The 23362-nt window shown below is 68.2% G+C and carries 18 protein-coding genes, 1 tRNA gene, 1 pseudogene and 1 riboswitch; of the genes and pseudogenes, 8 read left to right on the top strand and 12 right to left on the bottom strand.

Annotation, left to right across the window (positions count from 1 at the left end):
- The first annotated feature begins 21 nt into the window (after positions 1 to 21).
- The gene (locus I3K84_RS14800) at positions 22 to 765 is read left to right on the top strand and encodes a helix-turn-helix transcriptional regulator (RefSeq protein ID WP_196994870.1); all 744 of its coding nucleotides are present in this window, start codon (positions 22 to 24) and stop codon (positions 763 to 765) included.
- 105 nt (positions 766 to 870) lie between these two features.
- Here the strand turns inward: I3K84_RS14800 and I3K84_RS14795 are convergent.
- Positions 871 to 1224, bottom strand: a pseudogene (locus I3K84_RS14795) (alcohol dehydrogenase catalytic domain-containing protein); the annotation flags it as partial.
- 25 nt (positions 1225 to 1249) lie between these two features.
- A complete protein-coding gene (locus tag I3K84_RS14790) occupies positions 1250 to 1687 on the bottom strand; it encodes a host attachment protein (RefSeq protein WP_196994869.1) in 438 nt (145 codons plus the stop codon).
- Positions 1688 to 2048: 361 nt separating this feature from the next.
- Between I3K84_RS14790 and I3K84_RS14785 the strand changes: the two genes are divergently transcribed.
- From I3K84_RS14785 to I3K84_RS14765, 5 genes are all read left to right on the top strand, one after another.
- On the top strand, positions 2049 to 2465 hold the full coding sequence (locus I3K84_RS14785) for a YXWGXW repeat-containing protein (protein WP_103738087.1): 417 nt from the start codon (positions 2049 to 2051) through the stop codon (positions 2463 to 2465).
- 166 nt (positions 2466 to 2631) lie between these two features.
- On the top strand, positions 2632 to 3618 hold the full coding sequence (locus I3K84_RS14780; RefSeq protein WP_011806970.1) for a tripartite tricarboxylate transporter substrate binding protein: 987 nt from the start codon (positions 2632 to 2634) through the stop codon (positions 3616 to 3618).
- A 32-nt stretch (positions 3619 to 3650) separates the two neighbouring features.
- The gene (locus I3K84_RS14775; RefSeq protein ID WP_196994868.1) at positions 3651 to 5129 is read left to right on the top strand and encodes an NAD(P)-binding domain-containing protein; all 1479 of its coding nucleotides are present in this window, start codon (positions 3651 to 3653) and stop codon (positions 5127 to 5129) included.
- Complete coding sequence (locus I3K84_RS14770; protein WP_196994867.1) at positions 5126 to 6235, top strand: peroxidase-related enzyme; 1110 nt, start codon at positions 5126 to 5128, stop codon at positions 6233 to 6235. Before I3K84_RS14775 ends, I3K84_RS14770 begins: the two co-directional genes overlap by 4 nt.
- Positions 6236 to 6406: 171 nt before the next feature.
- Positions 6407 to 6518, top strand: a riboswitch (glycine riboswitch).
- 93 nt (positions 6519 to 6611) lie between these two features.
- Entirely contained in the window at positions 6612 to 7922 is a 1311-nt protein-coding gene (locus I3K84_RS14765; RefSeq protein WP_196994866.1) for a D-amino acid dehydrogenase, read from the top strand.
- A 71-nt stretch (positions 7923 to 7993) separates the two neighbouring features.
- On the opposite strand, the gene I3K84_RS14760 is transcribed toward I3K84_RS14765, so the two are convergent.
- Together I3K84_RS14760 and I3K84_RS14755 are read right to left on the bottom strand one after the other, a co-directional pair.
- The gene (locus I3K84_RS14760) at positions 7994 to 9259 is read right to left on the bottom strand and encodes an FIST N-terminal domain-containing protein (protein WP_196994865.1); all 1266 of its coding nucleotides are present in this window, start codon (positions 9257 to 9259) and stop codon (positions 7994 to 7996) included.
- Positions 9260 to 9299: 40 nt separating this feature from the next.
- Positions 9300 to 10223, bottom strand: a complete 924-nt coding sequence (locus tag I3K84_RS14755; protein WP_196994864.1) for a PhaM family polyhydroxyalkanoate granule multifunctional regulatory protein — start codon at positions 10221 to 10223, stop codon at positions 9300 to 9302.
- A 220-nt stretch (positions 10224 to 10443) separates the two neighbouring features.
- On the opposite strand from I3K84_RS14755, the gene I3K84_RS14750 reads away from it, so the two are divergent.
- Positions 10444 to 10863 carry an HU family DNA-binding protein gene (locus tag I3K84_RS14750; protein WP_011806976.1) on the top strand — a complete coding sequence of 140 codons (420 nt, stop codon included), beginning with the start codon at positions 10444 to 10446 and terminating at the stop codon, positions 10861 to 10863.
- 290 nt (positions 10864 to 11153) lie between these two features.
- Positions 11154 to 12116, top strand: coding sequence for an IS110 family transposase (locus tag I3K84_RS14745; RefSeq protein WP_011804582.1), 963 nt, complete (start codon positions 11154 to 11156; stop codon positions 12114 to 12116).
- A 16-nt stretch (positions 12117 to 12132) separates the two neighbouring features.
- Here I3K84_RS14745 and I3K84_RS14740 read toward each other — a convergent pair whose 3' ends face one another.
- The 8 genes from I3K84_RS14740 to rpoC all read right to left on the bottom strand — a co-directional run bounded on the left by I3K84_RS14740 (position 12133) and on the right by rpoC (position 23307).
- The gene (locus I3K84_RS14740; RefSeq protein WP_196994863.1) at positions 12133 to 12885 is read right to left on the bottom strand and encodes a tyrosine-protein phosphatase; all 753 of its coding nucleotides are present in this window, start codon (positions 12883 to 12885) and stop codon (positions 12133 to 12135) included.
- Positions 12886 to 13207: 322 nt separating this feature from the next.
- Positions 13208 to 13283, bottom strand: a tRNA-Phe gene (locus tag I3K84_RS14735).
- A 63-nt stretch (positions 13284 to 13346) separates the two neighbouring features.
- The gene (locus I3K84_RS14730; protein ID WP_011806978.1) at positions 13347 to 14045 is read right to left on the bottom strand and encodes a response regulator; all 699 of its coding nucleotides are present in this window, start codon (positions 14043 to 14045) and stop codon (positions 13347 to 13349) included.
- A 36-nt stretch (positions 14046 to 14081) separates the two neighbouring features.
- Positions 14082 to 16274, bottom strand: a complete 2193-nt coding sequence (locus I3K84_RS14725; RefSeq protein ID WP_370567832.1) for an ATP-binding protein — start codon at positions 16272 to 16274, stop codon at positions 14082 to 14084.
- A gap of 92 nt (positions 16275 to 16366) precedes the next feature.
- Positions 16367 to 17038 carry a DUF4390 domain-containing protein gene (locus tag I3K84_RS14720; protein ID WP_231403338.1) on the bottom strand — a complete coding sequence of 224 codons (672 nt, stop codon included), beginning with the start codon at positions 17036 to 17038 and terminating at the stop codon, positions 16367 to 16369.
- Positions 16989 to 18362 (bottom strand): 16S rRNA (cytosine(967)-C(5))-methyltransferase RsmB, encoded by a 1374-nt coding sequence (gene rsmB / locus I3K84_RS14715; RefSeq protein ID WP_196994861.1) that lies wholly within the window; start codon positions 18360 to 18362, stop codon positions 16989 to 16991. The genes I3K84_RS14720 and rsmB overlap by 50 nt, the downstream gene beginning before the upstream one ends.
- A complete protein-coding gene (locus I3K84_RS14710; RefSeq protein WP_041836115.1) occupies positions 18359 to 18931 on the bottom strand; it encodes a LemA family protein in 573 nt (190 codons plus the stop codon). Before I3K84_RS14710 ends, rsmB begins: the two co-directional genes overlap by 4 nt.
- Before the next feature lie 146 nt (positions 18932 to 19077).
- Entirely contained in the window at positions 19078 to 23307 is a 4230-nt protein-coding gene (gene rpoC, locus I3K84_RS14705) for a DNA-directed RNA polymerase subunit beta' (protein WP_196994860.1), read from the bottom strand.
- Positions 23308 to 23362: the final 55 nt, after the last annotated feature.

The following is a 23362-nucleotide window of genomic DNA, read 5'->3' as shown; positions in this document are numbered from 1 at the left end:
ACTTTTCACCTCCAGCACCCCATGAGCACCACCGCCGACCTCGTCATCGCCCTGAAGAAGGAACTCAAGTCCGCCCAGATGACCTATGCCAGCCTGGCACAGGCGCTGGGCATGGCCGAGTCCAGCGTCAAGCGCATGCTGGCCAAGGGCGACATGCCGCTGTCGCGCATCGACGCCATCTGCCGCTTGCTGCGGCTGGACTTTGCCGACCTGGCGCGGCGCGTGGCCGACAGCCAGCCGCTGCTGAGCGAGCTGACGCAGGAGCAGGAAAAGGCCGTGGTGGCCGACAAGAAGCTGCTGCTGATGGCGATCTGCGTGCTGAGCCAGTGGACCCTGGAGCAGATCACCACCACCTACCGGCTGAGCGAGGCCGAGGGCATCCAGTACCTGGCGCAGCTCGACCGCATCGGCATCATCGAGTTGCGCCCGCTCAACCGCTACCGCCTGAAGCTTGCCAAGACCTTCCGCTGGCGCCCGCACGGGCCGGTGATGCACTACTTCCGCGACCATGCACTGCTGGACTACTTCAACGGCGGCTTCGACGCGCCGGGCGAGGGCGTGCTGCTGGTGCACGGCTCCATCGCACGCAGCCTGGCGCCCGCGTTCACCGAGCGGCTGCAGCGCGTGGCGCAGGATTTCGCGCAGCAGCACCTGGCCGACCAGCGCCTGCCCGAGCGTGAGCGCGAGGGCTACACCCTGCTGCTGGCCATGCGCAGCTGGGAGTTCGAGGCCTTTGCCCAGATGCGCCGCACCGCAAGGCCGTGATGCTCCTTTATTAATAGCTTATGGCGCTTGATGGACGGGTGCCAGCGCCTTAAAACACCCAAAACCCGACGCAGTCGGCCTGCCATTGACTTCCCCCTTCGCGGTGCCCACACTGGACCATCCGTCGCCCCCACACGCCTGCACGCACAGGTTCTCGCGCCCACTGGAGCAGAACCGGCAGTGCCCACAGGTCCACCCCAGCCAAGGAACGCCTACCCGCGGTCCCTGCCGCCAGCCCCGCACGCCCGGCCCCAGGCCGGCGACACGGGCCACGATCTCATGCCCCGGCACGAGGGGCCACACCGCATCCGGCAGCTCGCCGTCACGCAGATGGAGGTCCGTGCGGCACACGCCGCAGGCTTGCACCGCCAGCAGCAACTGGCCTGCCTGCGGAACGGGGCACGGCAACTCCGCCAGCCGCAGCGGCTGGCCGGGTCCGTCCAGCACCATGGCGCGCATGGTCGGTCCTCACACCGGGGCCGTGTCAGCCGCCGCGTTCTGCCTGCAAGTGCCGCGCCAACTCCTGCAAGCTCAGGTGCGTCAGATCCTCTGCATGGCTGGCCACCAGCCGCTGGTGGGTGGCACCATCCAGCTGTTCCATCAGCTCGCCCAGGAAGGGGTTGGACGCGAACACGGCCACGCGGCTGCGCTCGGCCGCGCCCACGGCCTCGCGCAGCGCGTGGGCCACCTCGCGCGCGAAGGTGCGCCGCTCCTGCGCGGCGGCCTCGCTGCGCGGCGCCAGACCGCTGCGTCCTGCAATCGAATGTCCGGGCGGCTCATGCCCCGCCGCACTGCCATGCAGGCGGGCGGCCGGATGCGTCAGGCATTGCCTTTCCGTCCAGTGCATGGCTGCCGCAGGGTCAAGCTCCAGCAGGCGCGCCATCGAGCCATTGGCCACCAGGGCCCAGTTGGGTGTGTCCATGCAAGCCCCCCAGTTCTCCAAGCCGTGTGCGGTGTTTGATCTTGGGGGCGGCCCCAGAGGGGTCAATCCCACGGTACATGCAAGCAATCGTGGCGTGGCGGGCGGTGCGCCAAGCACCGCGGCGCCTCGCCGCGCACTGGTCGCGCCTCTCTCACTATTGAAAAAGGAGCTTGTGGCGCTTCTCTGACAAGGGCTGCAGCCTTTCCAACACCTGAATCCTGCCCGCCGAAAGGCCGCCGTCACACCTGCTCACAAACCTTTGCCGGGGATGCAACAACGCGGCCGAAACGTTGACATGCGGCCCGCAGCATGGAGTCTCCCGCAGCGCCCCACGCTGCATCCCACAACACAGGAGAACGCCATGGTCCGCACCACCACCCTTGCCGCAGCCGGCAGCCTCGTCGCCCTGCTGTCATTGGCAGGCGCCGCGCATGCGGCCACCAACGCCACCGTCGTGATCCAGGCCGGCACGCCCCACTACTCGGCACCGCCCGCCTACGCGGTGCAATACCACGCGCCACCGCCTCCACGCTACGAGCGCGTGCCCCCGCCGCGCCGCGGCATGGTCTGGTCGCAGGGCCACTGGGAATGGCGCGGCCACCGCCATGTGTGGGTGCCCGGCCAGTGGATGCAGGTGCGCCACGGCCACCATTACCGCCAGCCGCGTTGGGTGCAGCGCGGTGACCAATGGCGCTTCGTGCGCGGCGGCTGGGACCGCGATGGCGACGGCGTGCCCAACCGCCACGACCGCCGGCCCGACAACCCCTACCGGAGATGAACGGCCGAGCGCCGGTCGTCCGCGCCCAGCATGGCCCGGGACGGCGACGGGCCGTCCATATGCATATAGCGCGTGCGCATGTGAATTTCTCCACAATGGGCGTGTTTCGGCTGTGCCTACACGATAGGGCGCCGCCTTGCACTGACCCATCACAAGGAAATTCGCCATGCCCCTCCTGCGCCACGCCACCGCCGCCCTGGCCACGCTGCTGACCGTCACATCCGCTCTCGCCCAGGCCACGGACTGGCCCAAGCAGCCCGTCACGCTGATCATGGGCTTTCCGGCCGGATCGGGCGTGGACGTGGTGGCGCGCGCGGTGCAGGAGCCGCTGGGCCAGAAACTCGGCCAGCCCGTGGTCATCGACTACAAGTCCGGCGCGGCCGGCAACATCGCCAGTGAGTACGTGGCCCGCGCCAAGGCCGACGGCTACACCCTGGCCTTCGGCACGGCCGCCACGCACGGCAGCAATGCCGCGCTCTACAAGAACCTGCCGTTCGACGTGGAGGCCGACTTCGTGCCCGTCGCCCCGCTGATCGACGTGTCCAACGTGCTCACCATCAACCCCGCGGTGATCGACGCCAAGAACCTCAAGGAGTTCGTCGAGACCGTGCGCGCCAACCCGGGCAAGTACAACTTCGCATCCACCGGCAACGGCACGGGCACGCACATGGCCTTTGCCGAGCTGAATGCGCGCCTGGGCCTGAACATGGTGCACGTGCCCTACAAGGGCGGGCCCGAGGCCATCACCTCCGTGCTGCGCGGAGAGACCTGCTGCATCATGAACCAGGTGCAGACCGTGCTGCCGCACTACAAGACCGGCAAGGTGCGCCTGCTGGGAGTGACCACGGCCAAGCCTGTGGCGGCCGTGAAGGAGGTGCCGCCCATCGGCGCCAGCGGCCTGCCCGGCACCAAGGGCTTTGATAGCTCGATCTGGTTCGGCATCTTCGCGCCCAAGGGCACCGACCCGGCCGTGGTCCAGAAGCTGAACACCGCCTTGCGCGAGGTGCTGGAGCAGCCCGACGTGCGCCAGCGCTTCGAGTCGCAGGGCAACACGGTGCGCATCGAAACGCCCGAGCAGTTCCGCCAAACGGTCCACAAGGACCGCGCGAAGTGGGCGCAGGTGGTGAAGGACGCCAAAATCAGCATCGACTGATTTCGCCCTCCACGCTTTCTTCGACGTCCTCCATGTCTTTTTCGCTTCCCCTGGGGGCGGCCGGCCTGGCCGCCCTCGAAGACCGCCTGCGGCACGACCTGCTCACCCTCAACTGGCGCGCCCGCGCATGGCTGCCGCCACGCACCCATGAAGGGCAGCCCGTCACCGACGTGCTCATCATCGGCGCCGGCCAGGCGGGCCTGGCGGCCAGCATGGCGCTGGCGCAGCAGGGCATTGCCGCCGTGCTGCTGGACCGCGCGCGCGCCGACTACGAGGGCCCCTGGGCCACCACGGCGCGCATGGACACGCTGCGCTCGCCCAAGGAGCTCACCGGCCCCGCGCTCGGCGTGCCCTCGCTCACCTTCCGCGCCTGGTTCGAGGCCCAGTGGGGCCGTGAGGCCTGGGCCGCGCTCGACAAGATCCCGCGCCTGCAGTGGATGGACTACCTGCGCTGGTACCGCCGCGTGACGCAGGCCGACGTGCGCAATGAACACACCGTCACCGCCGTGCACCCACGCGCCGACGGCCTGGTGGCGGTGGACGTGCAGGCCCCCGCCGGCCACGCCACCTGGCTGGCGCGCCGCGTGGTGCTGGCCACGGGCCGCGACGGCCTGGGCGGCCCGCAGGTCCCTGCCTTCATGCGGGGCGTGGCCCACGCCGCACAGGGTGGCCTGTGGGCGCATTCGTCCGACGTGCTGGACTACGCCACGCTCAAGGGCAAGCGCGTGGGCGTGATCGGCATGGGCTCGTCCGCCATGGACAGCGCCGGCACGGCGCTGGAATGCGGCGCCGCCAGCGTGGACCTGATCGCGCGTCGCGCGGTGATGCCCACGGTGAACAAGTCCAAGGGCTCGGGCGTGCCCGGCCTCACGCAGGGGCACCACGACCTGCCCGACGCATGGAAGTGGCGCATCCGCCATTACATCAACGTGCAGCAGGTGCCGCCGCCGCACGGCAGCACGCTGCGCGTGTCGCGGCACGCCCATGCGTTCTTCCACTTCGGTTGCGCGGTGCAGGGCGTCACGCAGGTGGGCGACGCGCTGCACGTAGCGACGGCCAAGGGCACGTTTGCGTTCGACTTCCTGGTCCTCGCCACGGGCTTCGTGATCGACTGGGCACAAAAGCCCGAGTTCGCGCCGTTTGCGCGCCATGTGCGCACCTGGGGCGAGCGCTACCAGCCGCCCGCCGGCGATGAAGACCGCGAACTGTCCGACTCGCCCGACCTCGGCCCGGTGTTCGAATTCCGCGAGAAAGCCGCCGGCGCCTGCCCTGGCCTGGACCGCATCCACTGCTTCTGCTACCCCGCGGCGCTGTCACACGGCACGGTGTCGGGCGACATTCCCGCCATCAGCGACGGCGCACGGCGCCTGGCCAGCGGCATCGCCGGCCTGCTGTACCGCGAGGACGTGGAGCACCACTTCGCCGCGCTGCAGGCCTATGCCGAGCCGGAACTGCTGGGCGACGAATGGACGCCCGCCGACACCTCCCAACGCATCCTGCCTTCGCCATGACCGACACCATCGACCAACTCGCCCGCCTGGGCCATGCCCCCCATGCCCAGGCCGCGCGCCAACAGCGCGCCAAGGCCATCACCGCCACCCAGGCCTGCGAAGACCTGCTGCTCGCGCCCGCACTGCCCGGGGGCCTGGCGCTGGCCGAGCGCCTGTCCGTGGCCCAGGCCGTGGCGGCCGCCAGCGGCGTGGCAACGCTGGCCGACCATTACGGCGCGCGCCTGGCCGGCCTGCCCGCCCCCGCGGCGGATGCCCGCTGGCAAGCCATCACGCATTTCACGCAGCTGCTGGCCACGCAGCCCGCCGCGGCCGACCGCGCGGTCCTGCTCGCCCTGCCCCAGGCGGGCCTCGCCACGCCGGACGTGGTGCTGCTCGCGCAGCTCATCGGCTTCGTGGCCTACCAGGCGCGGTTGGTGGCAGGCGTGGCGGCGCTGGCCGCCCTCGGCCCCGCGGGCGCTGCGGCCGCGCCGGTCGCACCCGCCACGCCAGAAGCGCCCTTCGTGCACCCTGCCAACCTGCCCCCGCCCGGCGAGCCGCTGCGCCTGGCCGGCTACACCAGCGAGACGCTGGACTGGAAGGCCTGGCTGCCCGTGGTGGACCCCGCCACCGCCAGCGCCGAGCAGAACGCCGTGCTGGACGCAAGCCACCCCAAGGCACGCACGTCGGACTTTTACCTCGTGCTGGCGCACCAGCCCCGCGTGCTGGCCGAGCGCTCGGAGGCGTTCAACGCCATCATGTACGCGCCTGGCGGCCTGCCGCGCGCCGAGCGCGAGGTGGCCACCACCGTGGTCTCGCGCATCAACGGCTGCGTGTACTGCGCGTCGGTGCATGCGCAGCGCTTCGAGCAGCTGGCCAAGCGCAACGACGTGATCGCGCAGATCTTCACCGACCCCGACAGCGCCGGCACCAACGCCCGCGAGCGCGCCCTGGCGCAGGCCAGCGCCGCGCTCACGCGCGCGCCCGGTGCGTTCAGGCCGCAGCACATCGCGCCGCTGCGCGCCGCGGGCCTGAGCAACCTGGAAATCCTGGACACGGTGCACGCCGCCGCGCTGTTCGCCTGGGCCAACCGCCTCATGCTCAACCTGGGCGAAGCGGTCTACCCCTGAGCATGCACGCAGCGCCCCGCCCTGAGAGCGTGTTCATGGTCTGAGGGTTAGCCCGCTGGGGACGCCGCGCCCGCGCCGCTACGATGGCCGGCGCAGGAGAGCAAACGGCCATGTGCCGTTTCACCGAAGGCGCAAACTCCCATACACGCTCAGGTTCCGTACTGCACACCCACACAGCCGTCTGGAGAGCCGCCACGCCCGCCGTGGCGCACCGAAGGAGCAAGTGCCGCGCACGGTCCCGCGCGGCATGAATCTCTCAGGTACCAAGGACAGGGGGAGCGGCAGCCAGGCCATGTCGCGCCCGCTGTTCGCTATTCATTCAATAGCTGCTCGCGCGCGCCCTGCCTGCGCAAACCTTGAAAAAGGCTTGTAAACCATGCGCGTGATCGTTCTGGGCGCCGGCGTCGTCGGCACCACCTCTGCGTACTTCCTCCAGCAACTCGGCCACGAGGTCACCGTCATCGACCGGCAGGCTGTGCCCGGTGCGGAAACCAGCTTCGCCAACGGCGGCCAGATCTCGGTCAGCCACGCCGAGCCCTGGGCCAACCCCGGCGCGCCGCTCAAGGTGCTGCAGTGGCTGGGCAAAGAGGATGCGCCGCTCTTGTTTCGTCTGCGCGCGGACATGCGCCAGTGGCTTTGGGGCCTGCAATTCCTGCGCGAATGCACGCCCGTGCGCACGCGCCACAACATCGAGCAGATCGTGAGCCTGGGCAGCTACAGCCGCAGCACGCTGCAGCAACTGCGCACCGACACGGGCCTGCAGTACGACCAGCGCACGCAGGGCATCCTGCACTTCTACACCAGCGCCCAGGAGTTCGACGCCGCGCTGGCGCCCGCCGAGCAGATGCGTGCGCTGGGCTGCCACCGCCGCGTGGTGGATGCCGACGAGGCCGTGCGCATCGAGCCGGCCCTGGCCCACGTCCGGCCGCAGCTGGCGGGCGCCACCTACACGGCGGAGGACGAGTCCGGCGACGCCCACCTGTTCACGCGCGCGCTGGCCGGCGTGGCCCAGGCCGCGGGCGTGCAGTTCCGCCTGGGGTGCCACATCACCGCGCTGCACCCGGCGGGCGGCGCCATCGACCATGTGGAGGTCACCAACGAGGCCGGCGGCTACGAGCGCGTGCGCGGCGACGCCTACGTGCTGGCGTTGGGCGCATTCAGCCCGCTGCTGGCCCAGCCCCTGGGCCTGCGCCTGCCGATCTACCCGGCCAAGGGCTATTCGGTGACGCTGCCGGTGCGCGACACGGCCGCCGCCTACCAGGTGAGCCTGACGGACGACGAGTACAAGCTGGTCTTCTCGCGCTACACCAGCGCGCAGGGCGACCGGCTGCGCATCGCGGGGACGGCCGAGCTCAACGGCTACGAGCGCGCACTGAACGCCGTGCGCTGCGAAGCCATCGTGCGGCGCGTGGAGCAGCTCTTTCCCGGCGCGGGCGATGCGAGCCAGGCGCAGTTCTGGAGCGGCCTGCGCCCCGCCACGCCGAGCAACGTGCCGCTGATCGGCAAGACGCGCTACGGCAACCTGTTCCTGAACACCGGCCACGGCACGCTGGGCTGGACCCACGCCTGCGGCTCGGGCAAGTCCATCGCGCGCATCGTGAGCGGGCTGGAGCCGGAGCTGGACTTCGCGTTCTGCGGCCTGCCGCGCCCTGCTGCGGCGCCCCGCCCCGCCGTCATCGGCGTTTGAGCAAGCGCCACGGCGCTATGCATTGCATAGCTGCTTGCGCTTGATGGACGGGCGCTAGAGGCCAAAAAGGCTTATAAAGCCCCGTCCGGCGCGACGAACACCGTCAGCACGCCCGTGTAGCCATAGAGCCGGTGCGCGGCGATTTCGCCGCCGGCGAAGAAGCCCGCCAGGGGCACGTCGCCCAGCGCATGGCGCACGATCTGCAGCTCGGCGCTGGGCCCACCGAAGTGCGGCCCGCCGCGGCCCGAGCAACTCACATACAGCGCACCGCAAATGCGCCGGCCGCCCGTCGGCTCGGCATGCGGCGCGCTGCCTGCGGCGGGCAGCGCCTGCGCCTCTTCGAGTTGGGGCGATAGCTCCTCACGGATCTCGGCGCAGATGCGCATCAGGTCGGCACGGGCCGCGCCGACGTTGCGCTGGCAGAAGGCCAGGCGCATGCCCACCTCGACATGGTCACCCAGCGCCACGCCGCTGCGCGTCGCGTCCAGCCCGACGATGTGGCGCACGCGCGTGTCGGCGCCAAAGTGGCCCGTGCGCTGGCGCTGCGGTGCGTCTGCGTCCTCCAGCCCTGCCAGCGTGGCGCGCACGGCGCGCAGGGCGGCCTGGGCGTCGCCCTGCAGCGTCACGCCCAGCGTGTCCAGCAGCACGTCCAGCGCGGGCTCGCCGTCCAGCTCCAGCACCACGTTGTCCTGCGCGGCGGTGATGACCGCCTGCGCGCCGATGGGCTGGCAGCCCTGCGTGACGCGCGAGACCAGTTCCACCTGCGCATCAAAGGCCACGCCCGACAGGCCGCCGTGCAGCACGCCGTCGCCCTCGCCGCCGGCGGGCAGCGCCAGTTGCACCTGCGCCCCGCGGCTGGCCACCACGCCGCCAAACAGGTAGCCGCTGCTGGTGCGGCCCGCCATCTCGGCCACCAGGTCCGCCAGTTCGGGTGTCTGGCCGTCCGCATGCACCAGCGCCGTGTGGGCCGCAAAGCCCGCCCCGGCCGCATCGCCGTGCGCCAGCGGCGCCACGCCCGAGAACACGCGGTAGTGCGCGCGCGGCAGGTCGCACAGCATCAGCGAGAGCGCGGGTTCATCGAAATATTCGACGTTGTTGCCCGCCACGCCCACGCCGACCGCGCCTGCCCAGTCGGTGACCGTCGGCAGTTCGCGCCGCAGCAGGTCCAGCAGGGCCGCGGCATCGTCCGCATAGTGGTCGGTGATGTAGAGCAGCCCCAGCGTGGGTGCACTGGCGTACTGGGGCAGCGCCATCTGCGCCCGCAGTTGCGCCAGCACCAGCACCGCGGCCATGTGCCACTGCGGATGGGTGGCGTGTGCATTGGGAAAGAGTCTCATGTGTCAGCCCTGCGGTGGGGTACAGGCGCCGCCGCGCAGCTCAGCCTGCCGGCCGCCGCGTGCGGGACGCGGCAGCCTTTGGGGTGGGCGATGGTGCGGGGGCACGCTTGGCACCCGCGCTGGCCGCGGCAGTCCGCTTGGCGGCCGGACGTGCCTTGTCGTTGGCCTTGTCGTTGGCCTTGCCGCCCGGTTGGGTCGCCGGCCGGGCGGCCGCCTTTGCGGAAGGCTTCCCGACGGCAGGGGCGGGCGTTGCCGCAGGCGCCGCACCGGCGGCCTGCGCCGCCGCGCGCATGCCATGCATGCCCTGCGCGGCCATCTGCGTCGCCATGCTGGAAGCGGTCTTGAGTGCGCCGCTGGCCATCTCGCGCGTGGCGTCGAAGGCCGCCTGGTGCGTGCCCGCATCCCGCAGGGCATGCGCCGCGATCTGCTGGAACTGGCTGGTCAGCGCACCCCACCATTGCATCGGGTCGGCCACGCCCTTGGTCTGCTCGGGCGCTGCTTCATCGTCCGGTGGTGTTCGCGCGCTACGCGCCGCCGAGGCGTCGTTTGCAGGGGATTGCGCCTCCGGTGCGGGCGCGGGCGGAGAGGTGAACGGAAACGCGGACGGTGGCTCGGCGGCTCGTGCGGCGGGCCGCTCCTTGTCCTGGCCTGCGGCGGCGCCGAAGCTCGCGGCCAGGTCGCCCATCGCCACGTTCATGTCCTGCAGCGTGGCCAGCGTCATCTTCTGCACCTCCAGCGCCTGCACGGTGGCGGCCAGGGCGCGCGCGTTCTGCTCCAGCCAGAACTGCACGGCCTTGAGGTCCTGGATGCGCTTGTCCAGCTCGTCCACACTCACCGTGGGCGCCACCCAGCCCGACAGCCCCGGCATGGTGGGCATACCCGCCGCAGCGCCCTTGGCCAGGTTCTGCAGGAAATCAAATCCCGGGACGAAACGCCCGAAGCCGAAAGGGGTGCTATCGCTCATGGCCTGCTCCTGGTGCATCAGGGAATGGTTGCACAGCTTACCCGCATGCGCGCCACCCGTGCGGCATGTGCGTGCCCTGTGCCGTCCACAGGCCCGCGATAGCGTGGTTTTCTCGCGCAAACCCGCATGAATAGGGCACCCCACGCGCACAGACAGCGCCTAGAATCCGATCACCAGCCTGGCTGGCCTGCTTCTATACACCTTACAACGATCCGACATCATGGCAACTGCAAAGAAGACCACCGCTCCGGTGAAAAAGACCGCCGCCAAAAAGGCTGCGGCACCTGCCAAGAAGGCAGCCGCCCCCGCAGCTCCTGCTGCCATCAAGCCCGTGAAGGAAGCCTTCACCAAGACCGCGCTGATCGCCCACCTCGCCACGCAGGCGGGTGTCGAGCCCAAGGCCGCCAAGGCCGTGCTCGCCGCGCTGGAGACGGCCATCCTGGCTTCCGTGCACAAGAAGGGCTCCGGCGAGTTCACGCTGCCCGGCCTGCTCAAGATCGGCCTGCAGCAAGTGCCCGCCAAGAAGAAGCGCTTCGGCAAGGACCCGTTCACCGGCGAAGAGCGCTGGTTCCCCGCCAAGCCCGCATCGGTCAAGATCAAGACCCGCGCACTGAAGAAACTCAAGGACGCCACGCTCTGACACCGTGGCGCGGGTTTCGCAAAAAAAGCAGCCTCCGGGCTGCTTTTTTTATGCCCGAGCGGCCCAGGGCGCACGGCCGCGGCGCCTTGTATCTTTAAACCAGACCAGCGCGGTAGAGTCTGAACGCCGTTGAGGCGGCCAGACCGGCCCGTGCAGTTTGGTAGGCGCTGGGGTGATAGAGCCCGTGACTGAGTACAGAACGCATGGCCGCCGCGCTGGTCTTCGTGAAGCCCGAACGGTTACGCGCGCCTTGATTGAGCGCGCATGCACAAGCAAGGGATCTGAAGATCATGTCTGTTACCTCAGTGACGGTGGGCATCGACGTGGCCAAGGCGCACGTGGATGTCTGTGTGCTGGGTGCCAAGAGCAGCGCCCAGCGGTTTGACAACGATGCCGAAGGCCACTCGGCGCTGGCGGCTGCCCTGCAGCCCCTGGACGTGGGTCTGGTGGTGATGGAGGCCACCGGCGGCTACGAGGCCGCGTTAGCGTGTGCCCTGCAGGCCACAGGCCTGCCCGTGGCGGTCATCAACCCGCGCCAGGCGCGCGACTTCGCCAAATCCATGGGACGCCTGGCCAAGACCGACGCGGTGGATGCGCGCACGCTGGCCGAGCTGGCAGCGGTGCTGCTGCGCCGCGACGATCTGCAGCGCTTCTTGCGCCCCCTGGCCGATGAGCGCCAGCAGTGGCTCGCGGCCCTGGTCACGCGCAGGCGCCAGTTGCTGACCATGCTCCATTCGGAGCGCCAACGGCTGCAGATCACGCCCAAGAAGCTGCACGCCAGCATCGAGGCCATCGAGGCGGCGATCAAGGCGCAGCTCGATGAGATCGAAGAGCAGATGGTCACGCATGTGCGCGAGCACTTTGGGGAGCTCGACACGCTGCTGCAGTCGGCTGCGGGAGTCGGCCCGGTGGCCAGTGCCACGATGATTGCCGAGCTGCCAGAGCTGGGCCGGCTGAACCGGCGCGAGATCGCTGCATTGGTGGGCGTGGCGCCCATGGCCAATGACTCCGGCGGCAGCAAGGGCAGGCGGCGCGTACAAGGCGGGCGCTTCGAGATCCGCCGCGTGCTGTACATGGCAACGCTCACGGCCACCCGCTACAACCCGGCCATCAAGGCCTTCTACGAGCGTCTGAAGGCCGCTGGCAAGTTGCCCAAGGTCGCCCTGGTCGCTTGCATGCGCAAGTTGCTCACCACGCTCAACGCCATGGTGCGCACTGGAAAACCTTGGGACAAGTCGCTTCATTGCGCTTGACTTCGAAGACGGTTACTCAGTCCGGCAACGGCTGCAGGTACAGCTGCGCCAGGCGGCTGCGTGCAGCATCGTCCACGCCCAGTCGACGCTCCAGGTAACGCTGCACGCCGCCGTGGTCCTGGTCAACGGCTTGCAATGCGGCCTCCAGGAAGTCCTCCTGCACGCGCCAGATCACGTTCAGCACCTCCTGCGGCGCAGAGCTGACCAGCCCCGCGGGCCGACGGTACAGCGCGTTAGTCAACAGGTAGTCCTGCATGACCACCTCGCGCGACACGCCGAGCGCCAGCAGAATCAGGGCCGCGGCGAAACCGGTGCGGTCCTTGCCCGCAGTGCAGTGAAAGACCAGGGGGGAATCCTCTGCCAGCAACTGCTCGAACAAGCCCGCAAACTGCTGCGCGTTGTCGGAAACAAAGGCGCGGTAGGTGTCCTGCATCAGCCCTACCGCAACGGGTGCCGTGATCTGTTGACCCGCTACCGCCAGTTCCTTGGCGCGCTGCACGACGGTCGGCTCGATCGGCAGCGCGTGATAGCGCACCTGCGGCAGCGCATACGACTGGGCCGCACTCTCCACCGGCCCGCGAAAGTCCACCGAGCGGGTCAGCCCCAAACCGGCCAGCACCTGCGCGTCCTGCGGCGTCAGGGCCGCCAGATGATCGGAGCGGAACAACCGGCGCCAGCGTACCGTGCGTCCATCCAGCCCCGCATAGCCTCCCAGATCACGGAAGTTGGACGCCCCCGTCAGCGAAAGCGTGCGTGAAAAGTCTTGCATCCGGTCACTGTAGTTCAAAGCCGTCACACGCTCATGACACATGGACGTACATGTAGTCCGAAGTGTCGCCCTGCGTAGAGCTGCCCGCAGCGCGTGATCTTTGGGGCATGGGAGAGTGCCTGGCTTCTGTACCCCCGCGCCCGTGCCTGCAGGTACTGGCTCCCAAAGAAAGGACTACCGTCCCGCGAAAGAAACAAGGCCCCGAATCACGGAGAGGTCCTGTGCAGCGCTGGAGGATGAGGACACGCAACCACTGCGTCGTTCCATGCAGCGTGGCAGTGCAGAAACAAAAACGCCCAACCGAGTGGTTGGGCGTTGTATGTGGTGGCCTGGGACGGAATCGAACCGCCGACACAAGGATTTTCAATCCTCTGCTCTACCAACTGAGCTACCGGGCCTGAGCCTTGAATTATAGCCCGAGAAATCGGGGCATGACGCCAAGCTGCAAAATTTTTGCCAATTCACGCGTTGCGTTTGTTGCGCCCGAGGTCCACCCCCAATTGGCGCAGCTTGCGGTAAAGATGTGTGCGCTCCAATCCTGTTTTTTCGGCGACGCGTGTCATTGAGCCGCCTTCGCGGGCGAGATGGAATTCAAAGTAGGCTTTTTCAAAACCGTCGCGCGCCTCACGCAAGGGTCGGTCGAGATTGAAGCCCTGGTGGGACATGGGCGCCTGCTCCATCACCGCAACAACAGGCGCAGGAGCCGGCGCGCCATTGGCAATGGCACCGGTTGTTGCGGGTGCAGGTGCGGTGTTGGTCTGGGCCGGCGCGGCAGCGCTTGCTGGTGGCTGCGCCGTGCTGCGTGCCAGGCCCTGCTCCACTGCCTTGAGCAGCTTCTGCATGGTGATGGGCTTCTCGAGAAAGGAGAAGGCACCGATGCGCGTGGCTTCCACGGCCGTGTCGATGGTGGCGTGGCCGCTCATCATGATTACTGGCATGGTCAGCGTGCCGGCCATGGCCCATTCCTTGAGCAGCGATACCCCGTCGGTATCGGGCATCCAGATATCCAGCAGCACCAGGTCATAGCTGCCATTCAAACGCGCGTTGCGGGCCTGCGTGGCGTTCTCGGCAAGGTCGACGCTATGCCCCTCGTCGTTCAGAATTTCTGACAACAGGTCCCGGATCCCCAGTTCGTCGTCGACCACCAGAATATTTGCCATGTGTGTAAATGCACCCTTGCTGCACGTGCGGTGTTGTTAGAGCGCCACCGCCGATTCAGGGGCGAATGATAGCGACACTTGTGCGCCCTTCACCACGCCGTCTTCCACGCGGTTGACCAGATCGATCCGCGCGCGATGTTCATCCGCGATTTTTTTGACGACGGCCAGTCCCAGCCCGGTGCCCCGAGGCTTGGTCGTGACGTAGGGCTCGAAGGCGCGCTGCAGGATGTGTGGAGGAAAGCCCGGCCCGCAGTCCGACACCGTCAGCCGCACACGTTGCGCGGATTCACTCCAGCGTGTGCTGATGCGCACGGGCGGCGGTGGAACGCCCCCCTGCTCGGCCGCCTGCTGCGTCGCGTCCTGGGCGTTCTGCAGCAGGTTGTGCACCACTTGGCGCAATTGCTGGGCATCGCCCGAGATCGCGGGGCAGCGCGGGTCCAACTCGGCCTCGACCGGCACCTGCGCGGTCTCGGCGCCATACAAATGCAGCACATCGGCAACCAGTGCGTTCAGGTCCAGCGTGTGCAGTTCCGCAGACGGCAGGCGCGCGTAGTCGCGGAATTCATTGACCAGCCGTTTCATCGCATCCACCTGGTCCACGATGGTCTTCACCGACTTGGTCAGCACGGCCTGCTCTGCCGCAGGCAGCTTGCCTGAGAGCTTGATCTCCAGACGCTCGGCCGAGAGCTGGATCGGCGTCAGCGGGTTCTTGATCTCGTGCGCCAGACGCCGAGCGACCTCGCCCCACGCCTGGGCGCGCTGCGCGGAGACGATTTCGGAGATGTCGTCGAACACCAGCAGCCGCGCCTCGTTGGGCAGTTGCGCGCCACGCGCCACCAGGCTGGTGCCTTGCGTGGTGACGCCACCGCCCGCCGCGTGCAGCTCAAAGGTCTGCTGCCAGTGGTCCAGACCGTGGTGGTCGCGTTCCAGCAAAAAGGTATCGAAGTGCCGCTGCACGGCCGCCGCGAAATCCGCCAGCCCCGGCACCTCAGCCAGCGGCCGTCCTTCGTAGGCCGCCAGTGGCGCGCGCAGGACACGGGTCGCACCAGGGTTGGACGACTGGACAATGCCTTTTTCATCCAGCACGATGACTCCCGACGTGAGGTTATCCAGGATGGTCTGCAGGTGCCCGCGCGCCGCGTCCAGCGCGCTCAGGCTTTGCTCGACCGTGCCGCGGGCGTCCGCAAGCTGCTGCGTCATCAGGGCAAAAGAGCGCGTCAGCCCGCCCAGCTCGTCCTTGGTCTGCAGCGCGGCCTTGGGGGACAGGTTGCCTGCCGCCACCTCGCGCACGCCGTCGGCCAGCACCAGCAGGGGCCGCGCAAGCTGGTTGCCCAGCACCACGGCGAGCAGCACCGCGCCAAAGACGGCAAGGAACAGGCTCAGCGTCAGCGTGCCGATGTACATGCGCCGCAGCCCGCCGCGCGCCAGCGCGCGTTCCTGGTATTCGCGGTTCGCTTCCTGCACCGCAATGGCGTTAGCGACCAGCGCCTGGGGCAAGGGCACGGTGGCCTGCACGAAGCGCGGCTCGGCCAGCAGACCCACGCCGGGGTTGGCCACCAGCACCAGCGCGCGCACGCGCGCGTTCTCCGCGGCCAGCGGGTCGGTGATGTCGTCCAGGCCCTCGATCTGGAAGGTGACGCGGTCTTGCCGCGCCATGCGGAACTGCTGCGCGCTCGGGCGCTCGGGGTTGAGCATGTAGCGCGATTGCCCGGTGCCGGCGACGGGCTGGCCCGCGGCGTTCCACAGCACGAGGTCGGTGGCCCCCAACTGGTCCCGCATGCGCTCCAGCACCAGGCCCGCGGCCGCATCGGGCACCTGGGCCAACTGGCTGCTGGCGGTGCGCGTCTTGGAGGCCAGGTCGCTGGCAATGGTGTCGAGCGTGACGCGCGCCAGGCTCACACCGGCGGTCAACGCGCCCTCGACCTTGACGTCGAACCAGCTCTCGATGGAGCGCGAGACGAACTGGTAGGACACCACGTAGATCAGCAGCCCGGGGATCACGCCCACCAGCCCGAAGATGCCCGCGAGCTTGAGCAGCAGCCGGCTGCCGAAGCGCCCCCGCCTCAGGCGCACCACCAGGCGCAGGGCGCCCCAGACCAACACGGCCAGCAGCACCAGCGCCACCAGTACGTTCACGCCCAGCAGCCAGGCGAAGTTGCGTTCGTACAGGTCACGGTTGTTGGTGGCCAGCGTCAGCAGGAACAGCAGCACCAATGCGATGGCGCACATCAGCCCCGTGCCGAGGCCCAGCGCCCATCGCACGGCGCGTGCGCGTGTCTCTGCGCGGCGGGCCGAACCCGCGGGACGCGGATCGCCCGCTTTCACCGCGCAGCCTCCACCACGCTCAGCGGCACGCTGCGCGCAAGCACCATGTTCCAGCCCGAGCGGCCCACCGCACCGATCTGCAAGGGCCGGGGCAACTGCGAGGTATCCAGCCGGAACTGGAAGTTCATGACGTAGGTCACGCCTTCATCGACCTGCCCCTCGTCGGCGATCTTCCAGCGCGCGATGCGCTGCATCGATGCCAGCGCATCCTGCAGCGTGTCGAAATTCTGGCCCAGCGACACGCCCAGGCCCGACGGTGCAAAGGACGTGGACGACTGCACCACACGCCAGCGCCGCGTAAGGGGCTGGTAGCTCAACCGCAGAAAACGGCTGGCCTGCGCCACCACTTTGTCGGACCAGTACCAGCGCTGGCGCACCACCTCGGCCTCGGTGATGAAGAACACGGAAATGCCCTTGTAGAGCGCATCCTTGACGAGTTCGGGGAGTTCCAGCTGCAGCGTGGCCGACAGATACAGTCCCTCGGGCAGCGGGTCGAGTTGCAGTTCAACAATCTCGCCGTGCTGTTGGGCGTGGGCGGCGGGAATGGCCGCGATCCACAGCGCCAGCAGACAAACCAGCGCGGCCCACAGCCAGCCCGGCCTGCGCAGACCGGCACGTTCAGGCGGAGGCCTTGTGCAACAGGGCGTAAAAGAAACCGTCGTGTTCACCCGGCCCATTGTCACGGAGCCCGTCGCGCTTGTCTGGTCTGCCGGGGAATAAATGGCCCGGCGACGGCAGCAGGCGTGCGTCAGTGTTGTGCGCAAGAAACGCTGCGATCTGCCCGTCGCCCTCGGCCCGGAACACCGAACAGGTGCAATACAGCAGCCGCCCGCCGGGGCGCAGCAGCGGCCACAGCGCCGCCAGCAGACGCGACTGCTGCGCGGCCAGCTGGGCCACGTCGCTCTCGCGCCGCAGCCAGCGCACGTCGGGATGGCGGCGCACGATGCCCGAGGCGGTACAGGGCGCGTCGAGCAAGATCGCGTCGAACGGCTCACCACCGCTGGCCTGCTGCCACCAGTCGGCGGGCACGGCGGCATCGGCCACCAGCACCTGGGCGCTCAGCCCCAGGCGATGCAGGTTGTCATGGATGCGCTCGGCGCGTGCCGCATCCACCTCCAACGCGGTGACCCGCCAAGGGGCCCGCAGTGCGGCGGCCCATTCCAGCAAATGGGCGGTCTTGCCGCCGGGGGCGGCGCAGGCATCCAATAAGCGCAGCGGCTGCGCGGCGTCCAGCCCGTTGAGCAGCAGCGGCGCCGCCATCTGCGCGGCGGCATCCTGCACCGAGACCACACCCTCTGCAAAGCCAGGCAGTTGCTGCACCGGCACGGGGCGTGCCAGCGCCAGCCCGTCGGGGCCTACCGCCATCGCTTCAATACTGATAGCTTCTAACGCTTGCTGGTAAAGCGCTGGAGTGCTTTTTGACTTAGAAATCCGCAGCACCATGGGCGCGGGCGCATTGTTCGCCTGCAGGATCTGCTGCCACTGATCGGGGTGGTCGCGGCGCAGGCGCTGGATCCACCATGCGGGATGGTTCCACACGGCGACCTCGTCGCCCAGCGTGGCGGCCACCAGCGTGTCGCGCTCACGCAGGAAGCGCCGCAGGCAGGCGTTGACGAAAGACGCCTGCGCCCGCGTCGCGGGGTGGCGCTTGGCGGCCTCGACCGCCTGGTTGACCAGGGTGAACGGCGCGTAGGGAGCGGCCTGCGGGTCCCAGGCCAGCGCCAGGGCGGTGCACAGCAGCGCATCCACCCGCGGCGGTGGGTTGCGGGGTGCCAGCTGGCGGCGCAAGGCCTGCGCGCGCCCCAGGTGGCGCAGCACCTGGAACAGCAGCGCTTGCACGCCGGGGCGCAGCGCGGCAGCCGTGGTCTCCAGCGCCACGGTGCCCGACTGCCCTGCGCGCACCGCCTGCAGCGCCAAGGCGGTGGCGTCCAGCAACTGGCTCAACGCAACCGCGGGAGCCCCCTGCGTCGGGATGGAAGTAGGCTTGTTCACAGCGTCTGCGCCTTCTTGAAGCCGAACAGCCACGCCAGCAGGCTGGCGGGAAACTGGGCGATGGCATGGTTGTACTGAGCCACGGCATCGTTGAACAGGCGGCGCGCCTCGTCGCTGTGCAGCGCCACCTGTTCGCGCCGCACCACCCATGGGGCGAGTGCAGGGGGTGCCACACCTTCGCTCACCTGCGCGGCTTCGCGCACAACGGTCTGCCAGGCGTTCTCCAGCACCTGCGATGCGGCCGCCAGGGCGGCGGCGGCGGCGCTGTCCAGCGGGCGCGCGCGCGCTACTGCCAGCGAGGCGCCGAGTTGCGTGGCCGCGGCCCAAAGGGCGGCATGGGCGTCGTGCGCACCCGCCGCCGGCGCCGGTTCGTCGCCCACGATGGCCTGGACCGCGCCAGGCGCACCGTGCGCAGCCTCGTACTCACCCAGCAGGGCAATCCAGCGCACCATGTGGGTGTCCAGCCCGCCAAAGGCCTGCAGCGCCGCGGATCGCAGGCGGATGAGCCGGTTGTAGGCGCCCACGGCCCAGAACAGGAACAGGGCGAGAAGTATCCAGGTGGTCAACATGTTCACAGCCGGGGCTTCGCGCCAGCGGGCACGGCCCCTGCCAACCGAGGGATTGGTAACACGACAAAAAAGAAACTCCCGGCCTGCCGGATGGGCAAGCCGGGAGCGTTCAGTACCCGCATGCGAGAGGCGGGACTGGCAACGGCTTAATCAGCCGTGTCGGCGCTGCCGTCGATCTCGGCGGCTGCGTCGTGGGTGCCGGCAGAGGCCAGCTCGGCGGCTTCGGCATCTGCGATGGCGCGGCGCTCGGCCTCGTCCATGGCGTCCTTGGCCTTGCGCGCCTGGTGGTAAGCCAAGCCCGTGCCAGCGGGGATCAGACGGCCCACGATCACGTTCTCCTTCAAGCCGCGCAGCTCGTCGCGCTTGCCCATGATGGCAGCCTCGGTGAGCACGCGGGTCGTTTCCTGGAACGACGCGGCGGAAATGAACGAGTCGGTGGACAGCGACGCCTTGGTGATGCCCAGCAGCACGTTGGAGTACGTGGCAGGGAGCTTGCCTTCGGCCTGCAGCGCCTCGTTGGTGTTGAGGATCTCGGAACGCTCCACCTGCTCGCCGGCGATGTAGGTGGACTCGCCCGGGTTCTCGACCACGACGCGGCGCAGCATCTGGCGCACGATCACCTCGATGTGCTTGTCGTTGATCTTCACACCCTGCAAGCGGTACACGTCCTGCACTTCGTCAACGATGTAGCGCGACAGCTCCTCGATGCCCAGCAGGCGCAGGATGTCCTGCGGATCGGCCGGGCCGTCGACGATCAGCTCGCCCTTGTTGACCACCTGGCCTTCGTGGACCAGCACGTTCTTTTCCTTGGGCACCAGCTCGTCCCAGACCTTGCCGTCCGGATCGGTGATCTGCAGGCGCACCTTGCCCTTGGTTTCCTTGCCGAAGGAGATCGTGCCGGTCATCTCGGCCAGCATGCCCTTGTCCTTGGGGCTGCGGGCTTCAAAGAGCTCGGCCACGCGCGGCAGACCGCCGGTAATGTCGCGGGTCTTCTGGCCTTCCATCGGGATGCGGGCCAGCACTTCGCCGGGGCCCACTTCCTGGCCGTCGCGCACCTGGATCAGCGCGCCGACCTGGAAGCCGATCGTCACCGAGTGGTCGGTACCGGGGATCTTCACTTCCTTGCCATCGGCGTCCACCAGCTTCACCTGCGGACGCACCACCTTGGCAGAGCCGCGGCGCTTGGGGTCGATCACCACCAGCGTGGACAGGCCCGTGACCTCGTCCACCTGCTTGGCCACCGTGAGGCCTTCCTCGACGTTCTCGAACTTCACCGTACCTGCGTACTCGGTGATGATCGGGCGCGTCAGCGGATCCCAGTTGGCGAGGATGGTGCCGGCCTTGATGTTCTGGTCGGCCTTCACCGTCAGCGTCGCGCCGTACGGCACCTTGTGGCGCTCGCGCTCGCGGCCGTGCTCGTCCTGGATGATGATTTCACCCGAGCGCGCAATCACCACCAGCTCGCCCTTGGTGTTGGTCACGTAGCGCATCGTGGCGTTGAAGCCGATGATGCCGTTGGACTTGGCTTCCACACTGGACGCCACCGCCGCACGCGATGCCGCACCACCGATGTGGAACGTACGCATGGTCAGCTGCGTGCCGGGCTCGCCGATGGACTGCGCGGCGATCACGCCCACGGCTTCGCCGAGGTTGATCAGGCCGCCGCGGCCCAGGTCGCGGCCGTAGCACTTGGCGCACAGGCCGTAGCGGGTTTCGCAGGTCAGCGCGGTACGCACCTTCACTTCGTCCACGCCTGCTGCTTCGAGCTCTTCGATCAGGTCTTCATCGAGCATCCGGCCCGGCTGCGCCAGCACGGCACGCGTTTCGGGGTGCAGCACTTCCTCGGCCGCGGTACGGCCCAGGATACGGTCGCGCAGGGACTCGATGACTTCACCGCCCTCGACGATGGCGCGCATCAGCGAACCATTCGAGGTGCCGCAGTCGTCCTCGGTCACCACCAGGTCCTGCGTCACGTCCACCAGGCGACGGGTCAGGTAACCCGAGTTCGCGGTCTTCAACGCCGTATCCGCCAGGCCCTTACGGGCACCGTGGGTGGAGATGAAGTACTGCAACACGTTCAGGCCTTCGCGGAAGTTCGCGGTGATAGGCGTCTCGATGATCGAGCCATCGGGCTTGGCCATCAGGCCGCGCATACCGGCCAGCTGACGGATCTGGGCCGCCGAGCCGCGGGCGCCGGAGTCGGCCATCATGTAGATGGCGTTGAACGATTCCTCGTTCACTTCCTTGCCGTTGCGGTCGATGGTCTTCTGGACCTTGAGCTGGTCCATCATCACCTTGGACACGTCGTCGCCGGCCTTGCCCCAGATGTCCACCACCTTGTTGTAGCGCTCGCCGGCCGTCACCAGACCGGAGACGTACTGCTGCTCGATCTCCTTCACCTCGGCTTCGGCGCGGGCCAGGATCTCGGCCTTCTGCGGCGGCACCAGCATGTCGTCGATCGCCACGGAGAAGCCCGCGTGCGTGGCCAGGCGGAAGCCGTTTTGCAGCAGCTTGTCGGCGAACACCACGGTGTCCTTCAGGCCGCACTTGCGGAACGACGCGTTGATGAGCTTGGAGATTTCCTTCTTCTTCAGCGCCTTGTTCAGGTTGCTGAAGGGCAGGCCCTTGGGCAGGATTTCCGACAGCAGCGCACGGCCCACGGTGGTGTCCACGAGCTTGGTCTCGGGCACGAACTCACCCGTCGCCTTGTCCTTGGTCCACTCGGTCAGGCGCACGCTGATCTTGGCGTGCAGCTCGGCCTCGCCCGCATCCAGCGCGCGCTGGACTTCGCCGGTGTCGGCAAAGACCATGCCTTCGCCCTTGCCGTTGATCTTCTCGCGGGTGGCGTGGTACAGGCCCAGCACCACGTCCTGCGAGGGAACGATGGAGGGCTCTCCCGACGCGGGGAACAGCACGTTGTTCGATGCCAGCATCAGCGTGCGCGCTTCCAGCTGCGCTTCCACCGACAGCGGCACGTGCACGGCCATCTGGTCACCATCGAAGTCGGCGTTGAACGCGGCGCAGACCAGCGGGTGCAGCTGGATGGCCTTGCCTTCGATCAGGATGGGCTCGAAAGCCTGGATGCCCAGACGGTGCAGCGTGGGCGCACGGTTGAGCATCACCGGGTGTTCCTTGATGACCTCTTCCAGGATGTCCCACACCACGGGCGTGCCGGCTTCCACTTCCTTCTTGGCGGCCTTGATGGTCGTGGCAATGCCCATGGCCTCCAGGCGCGAGAAGATGAAGGGCTTGAACAGCTCCAGGGCCATCAGCTTGGGCAGGCCGCACTGGTGCAGCTTGAGCGTCGGACCCACGGTGATCACGGAACGGCCCGAGTAGTCCACGCGCTTGCCCAGCAGGTTCTGGCGGAAGCGGCCCGACTTGCCCTTGATCATGTCGGCCAGCGACTTCAGCGCGCGCTTGTTGGCGCCCGTCATCGCCTTGCCGCGGCGGCCGTTGTCCAGCAGGCTGTCCACGGCTTCCTGCAGCATGCGCTTTTCGTTGCGCGCGATGATCTCGGGAGCCTTCAGCTCCAGCAGGCGGCGCAGGCGCGAGTTGCGGTTGATGACGCGGCGGTACAGGTCGTTCAGGTCCGACGTGGCGAAGCGGCCGCCGTCCAGCGGCACCAGCGGACGCAGGTCCGGCGGCAGCACGGGCAGCACTTCCAGGATCATCCACTCGGGCTTGATGCCGGACTTCTTGAAGGCCTCCAGCACCTTCAGGCGCTTGGCGTTCTTCTTGACCTTGACTTCGGAGCCCGTCAGGTCGCCGCGCAGCTTCTCGATCTCGATCTCGATGTCGATGCCTTCCAGCAGCTCCTTGATGCCCTCGGCGCCCATCTTGGCGACGAACTCGTCGCCGTATTCCTTGCGCTTGGCGTCGTAGTCGTCCTCGGACATGATGCCGAACTTCTTCAGCGGGGTCATGCCGGGGTCGGTCACCACGTAGGCTTCGAAGTACAGCACGCGCTCGATGTCGCGCAGCGTCATGTCCAGCACCAGGCCCAGGCGCGAGGGCAGCGACTTCAGGAACCAGATGTGGGCGCAGGGCGCGGCCAGGTCGATGTGGCCCATGCGCTCGCGGCGCACCTTGGTCTGCGTGACTTCAACGCCGCACTTTTCGCAGATCACGCCGCGGTGCTTCAGGCGCTTGTACTTGCCGCACAGGCATTCGTAGTCCTTGATGGGCCCGAAGATTTTGGCGCAGAACAGGCCGTCGCGCTCGGGCTTGAACGTGCGGTAGTTGATGGTCTCGGGCTTCTTCACTTCGCCGAAAGACCACGAACGGATCTTCTCGGGCGAAGCCATGCCGATCTTGATGGCATCGAAATGCTCATCGGGCGTGAATTGCTTGAACAGGTCGAGTAGCGATTTCATGTGACTCTTTCCTTTTCACCTAAAAACATAGCTGCTGGCGCTTGCCACATAAGGA

It is taken from the genome of Diaphorobacter sp. JS3051, from assembly GCF_015832135.1.
GTDB classification, from domain to species: Bacteria; Pseudomonadota; Gammaproteobacteria; order Burkholderiales; family Burkholderiaceae_C; genus Diaphorobacter; species Diaphorobacter nitroreducens.
This window is presented reverse-complemented; position numbering and strand designations above follow the sequence as displayed.

Coding starts and splice junctions, on each gene's coding strand:
- I3K84_RS14800 (WP_196994870.1), top strand. CDS start 22: ATGAGCACCACCGCCGACCTCGTCATCGCCCTGAAGAAGGAACTCAAG.
- I3K84_RS14790 (WP_196994869.1), bottom strand. CDS start 1,687: ATGGACACACCCAACTGGGCCCTGGTGGCCAATGGCTCGATGGCGCGC.
- I3K84_RS14785 (WP_103738087.1), top strand. CDS start 2,049: ATGGTCCGCACCACCACCCTTGCCGCAGCCGGCAGCCTCGTCGCCCTG.
- I3K84_RS14780 (WP_011806970.1), top strand. CDS start 2,632: ATGCCCCTCCTGCGCCACGCCACCGCCGCCCTGGCCACGCTGCTGACC.
- I3K84_RS14775 (WP_196994868.1), top strand. CDS start 3,651: ATGTCTTTTTCGCTTCCCCTGGGGGCGGCCGGCCTGGCCGCCCTCGAA.
- I3K84_RS14770 (WP_196994867.1), top strand. CDS start 5,126: ATGACCGACACCATCGACCAACTCGCCCGCCTGGGCCATGCCCCCCAT.
- I3K84_RS14765 (WP_196994866.1), top strand. CDS start 6,612: ATGCGCGTGATCGTTCTGGGCGCCGGCGTCGTCGGCACCACCTCTGCG.
- I3K84_RS14760 (WP_196994865.1), bottom strand. CDS start 9,259: ATGAGACTCTTTCCCAATGCACACGCCACCCATCCGCAGTGGCACATG.
- I3K84_RS14755 (WP_196994864.1), bottom strand. CDS start 10,223: ATGAGCGATAGCACCCCTTTCGGCTTCGGGCGTTTCGTCCCGGGATTT.
- I3K84_RS14750 (WP_011806976.1), top strand. CDS start 10,444: ATGGCAACTGCAAAGAAGACCACCGCTCCGGTGAAAAAGACCGCCGCC.
- I3K84_RS14745 (WP_011804582.1), top strand. CDS start 11,154: ATGTCTGTTACCTCAGTGACGGTGGGCATCGACGTGGCCAAGGCGCAC.
- I3K84_RS14740 (WP_196994863.1), bottom strand. CDS start 12,885: ATGCAAGACTTTTCACGCACGCTTTCGCTGACGGGGGCGTCCAACTTC.
- I3K84_RS14730 (WP_011806978.1), bottom strand. CDS start 14,045: ATGGCAAATATTCTGGTGGTCGACGACGAACTGGGGATCCGGGACCTG.
- I3K84_RS14725 (WP_370567832.1), bottom strand. CDS start 16,274: ATGTGCGCCATCGCATTGGTGCTGCTGTTCCTGCTGACGCTGGCCACC.
- I3K84_RS14710 (WP_041836115.1), bottom strand. CDS start 18,931: ATGTTGACCACCTGGATACTTCTCGCCCTGTTCCTGTTCTGGGCCGTG.
- rpoC (WP_196994860.1), bottom strand. CDS start 23,307: ATGAAATCGCTACTCGACCTGTTCAAGCAATTCACGCCCGATGAGCAT.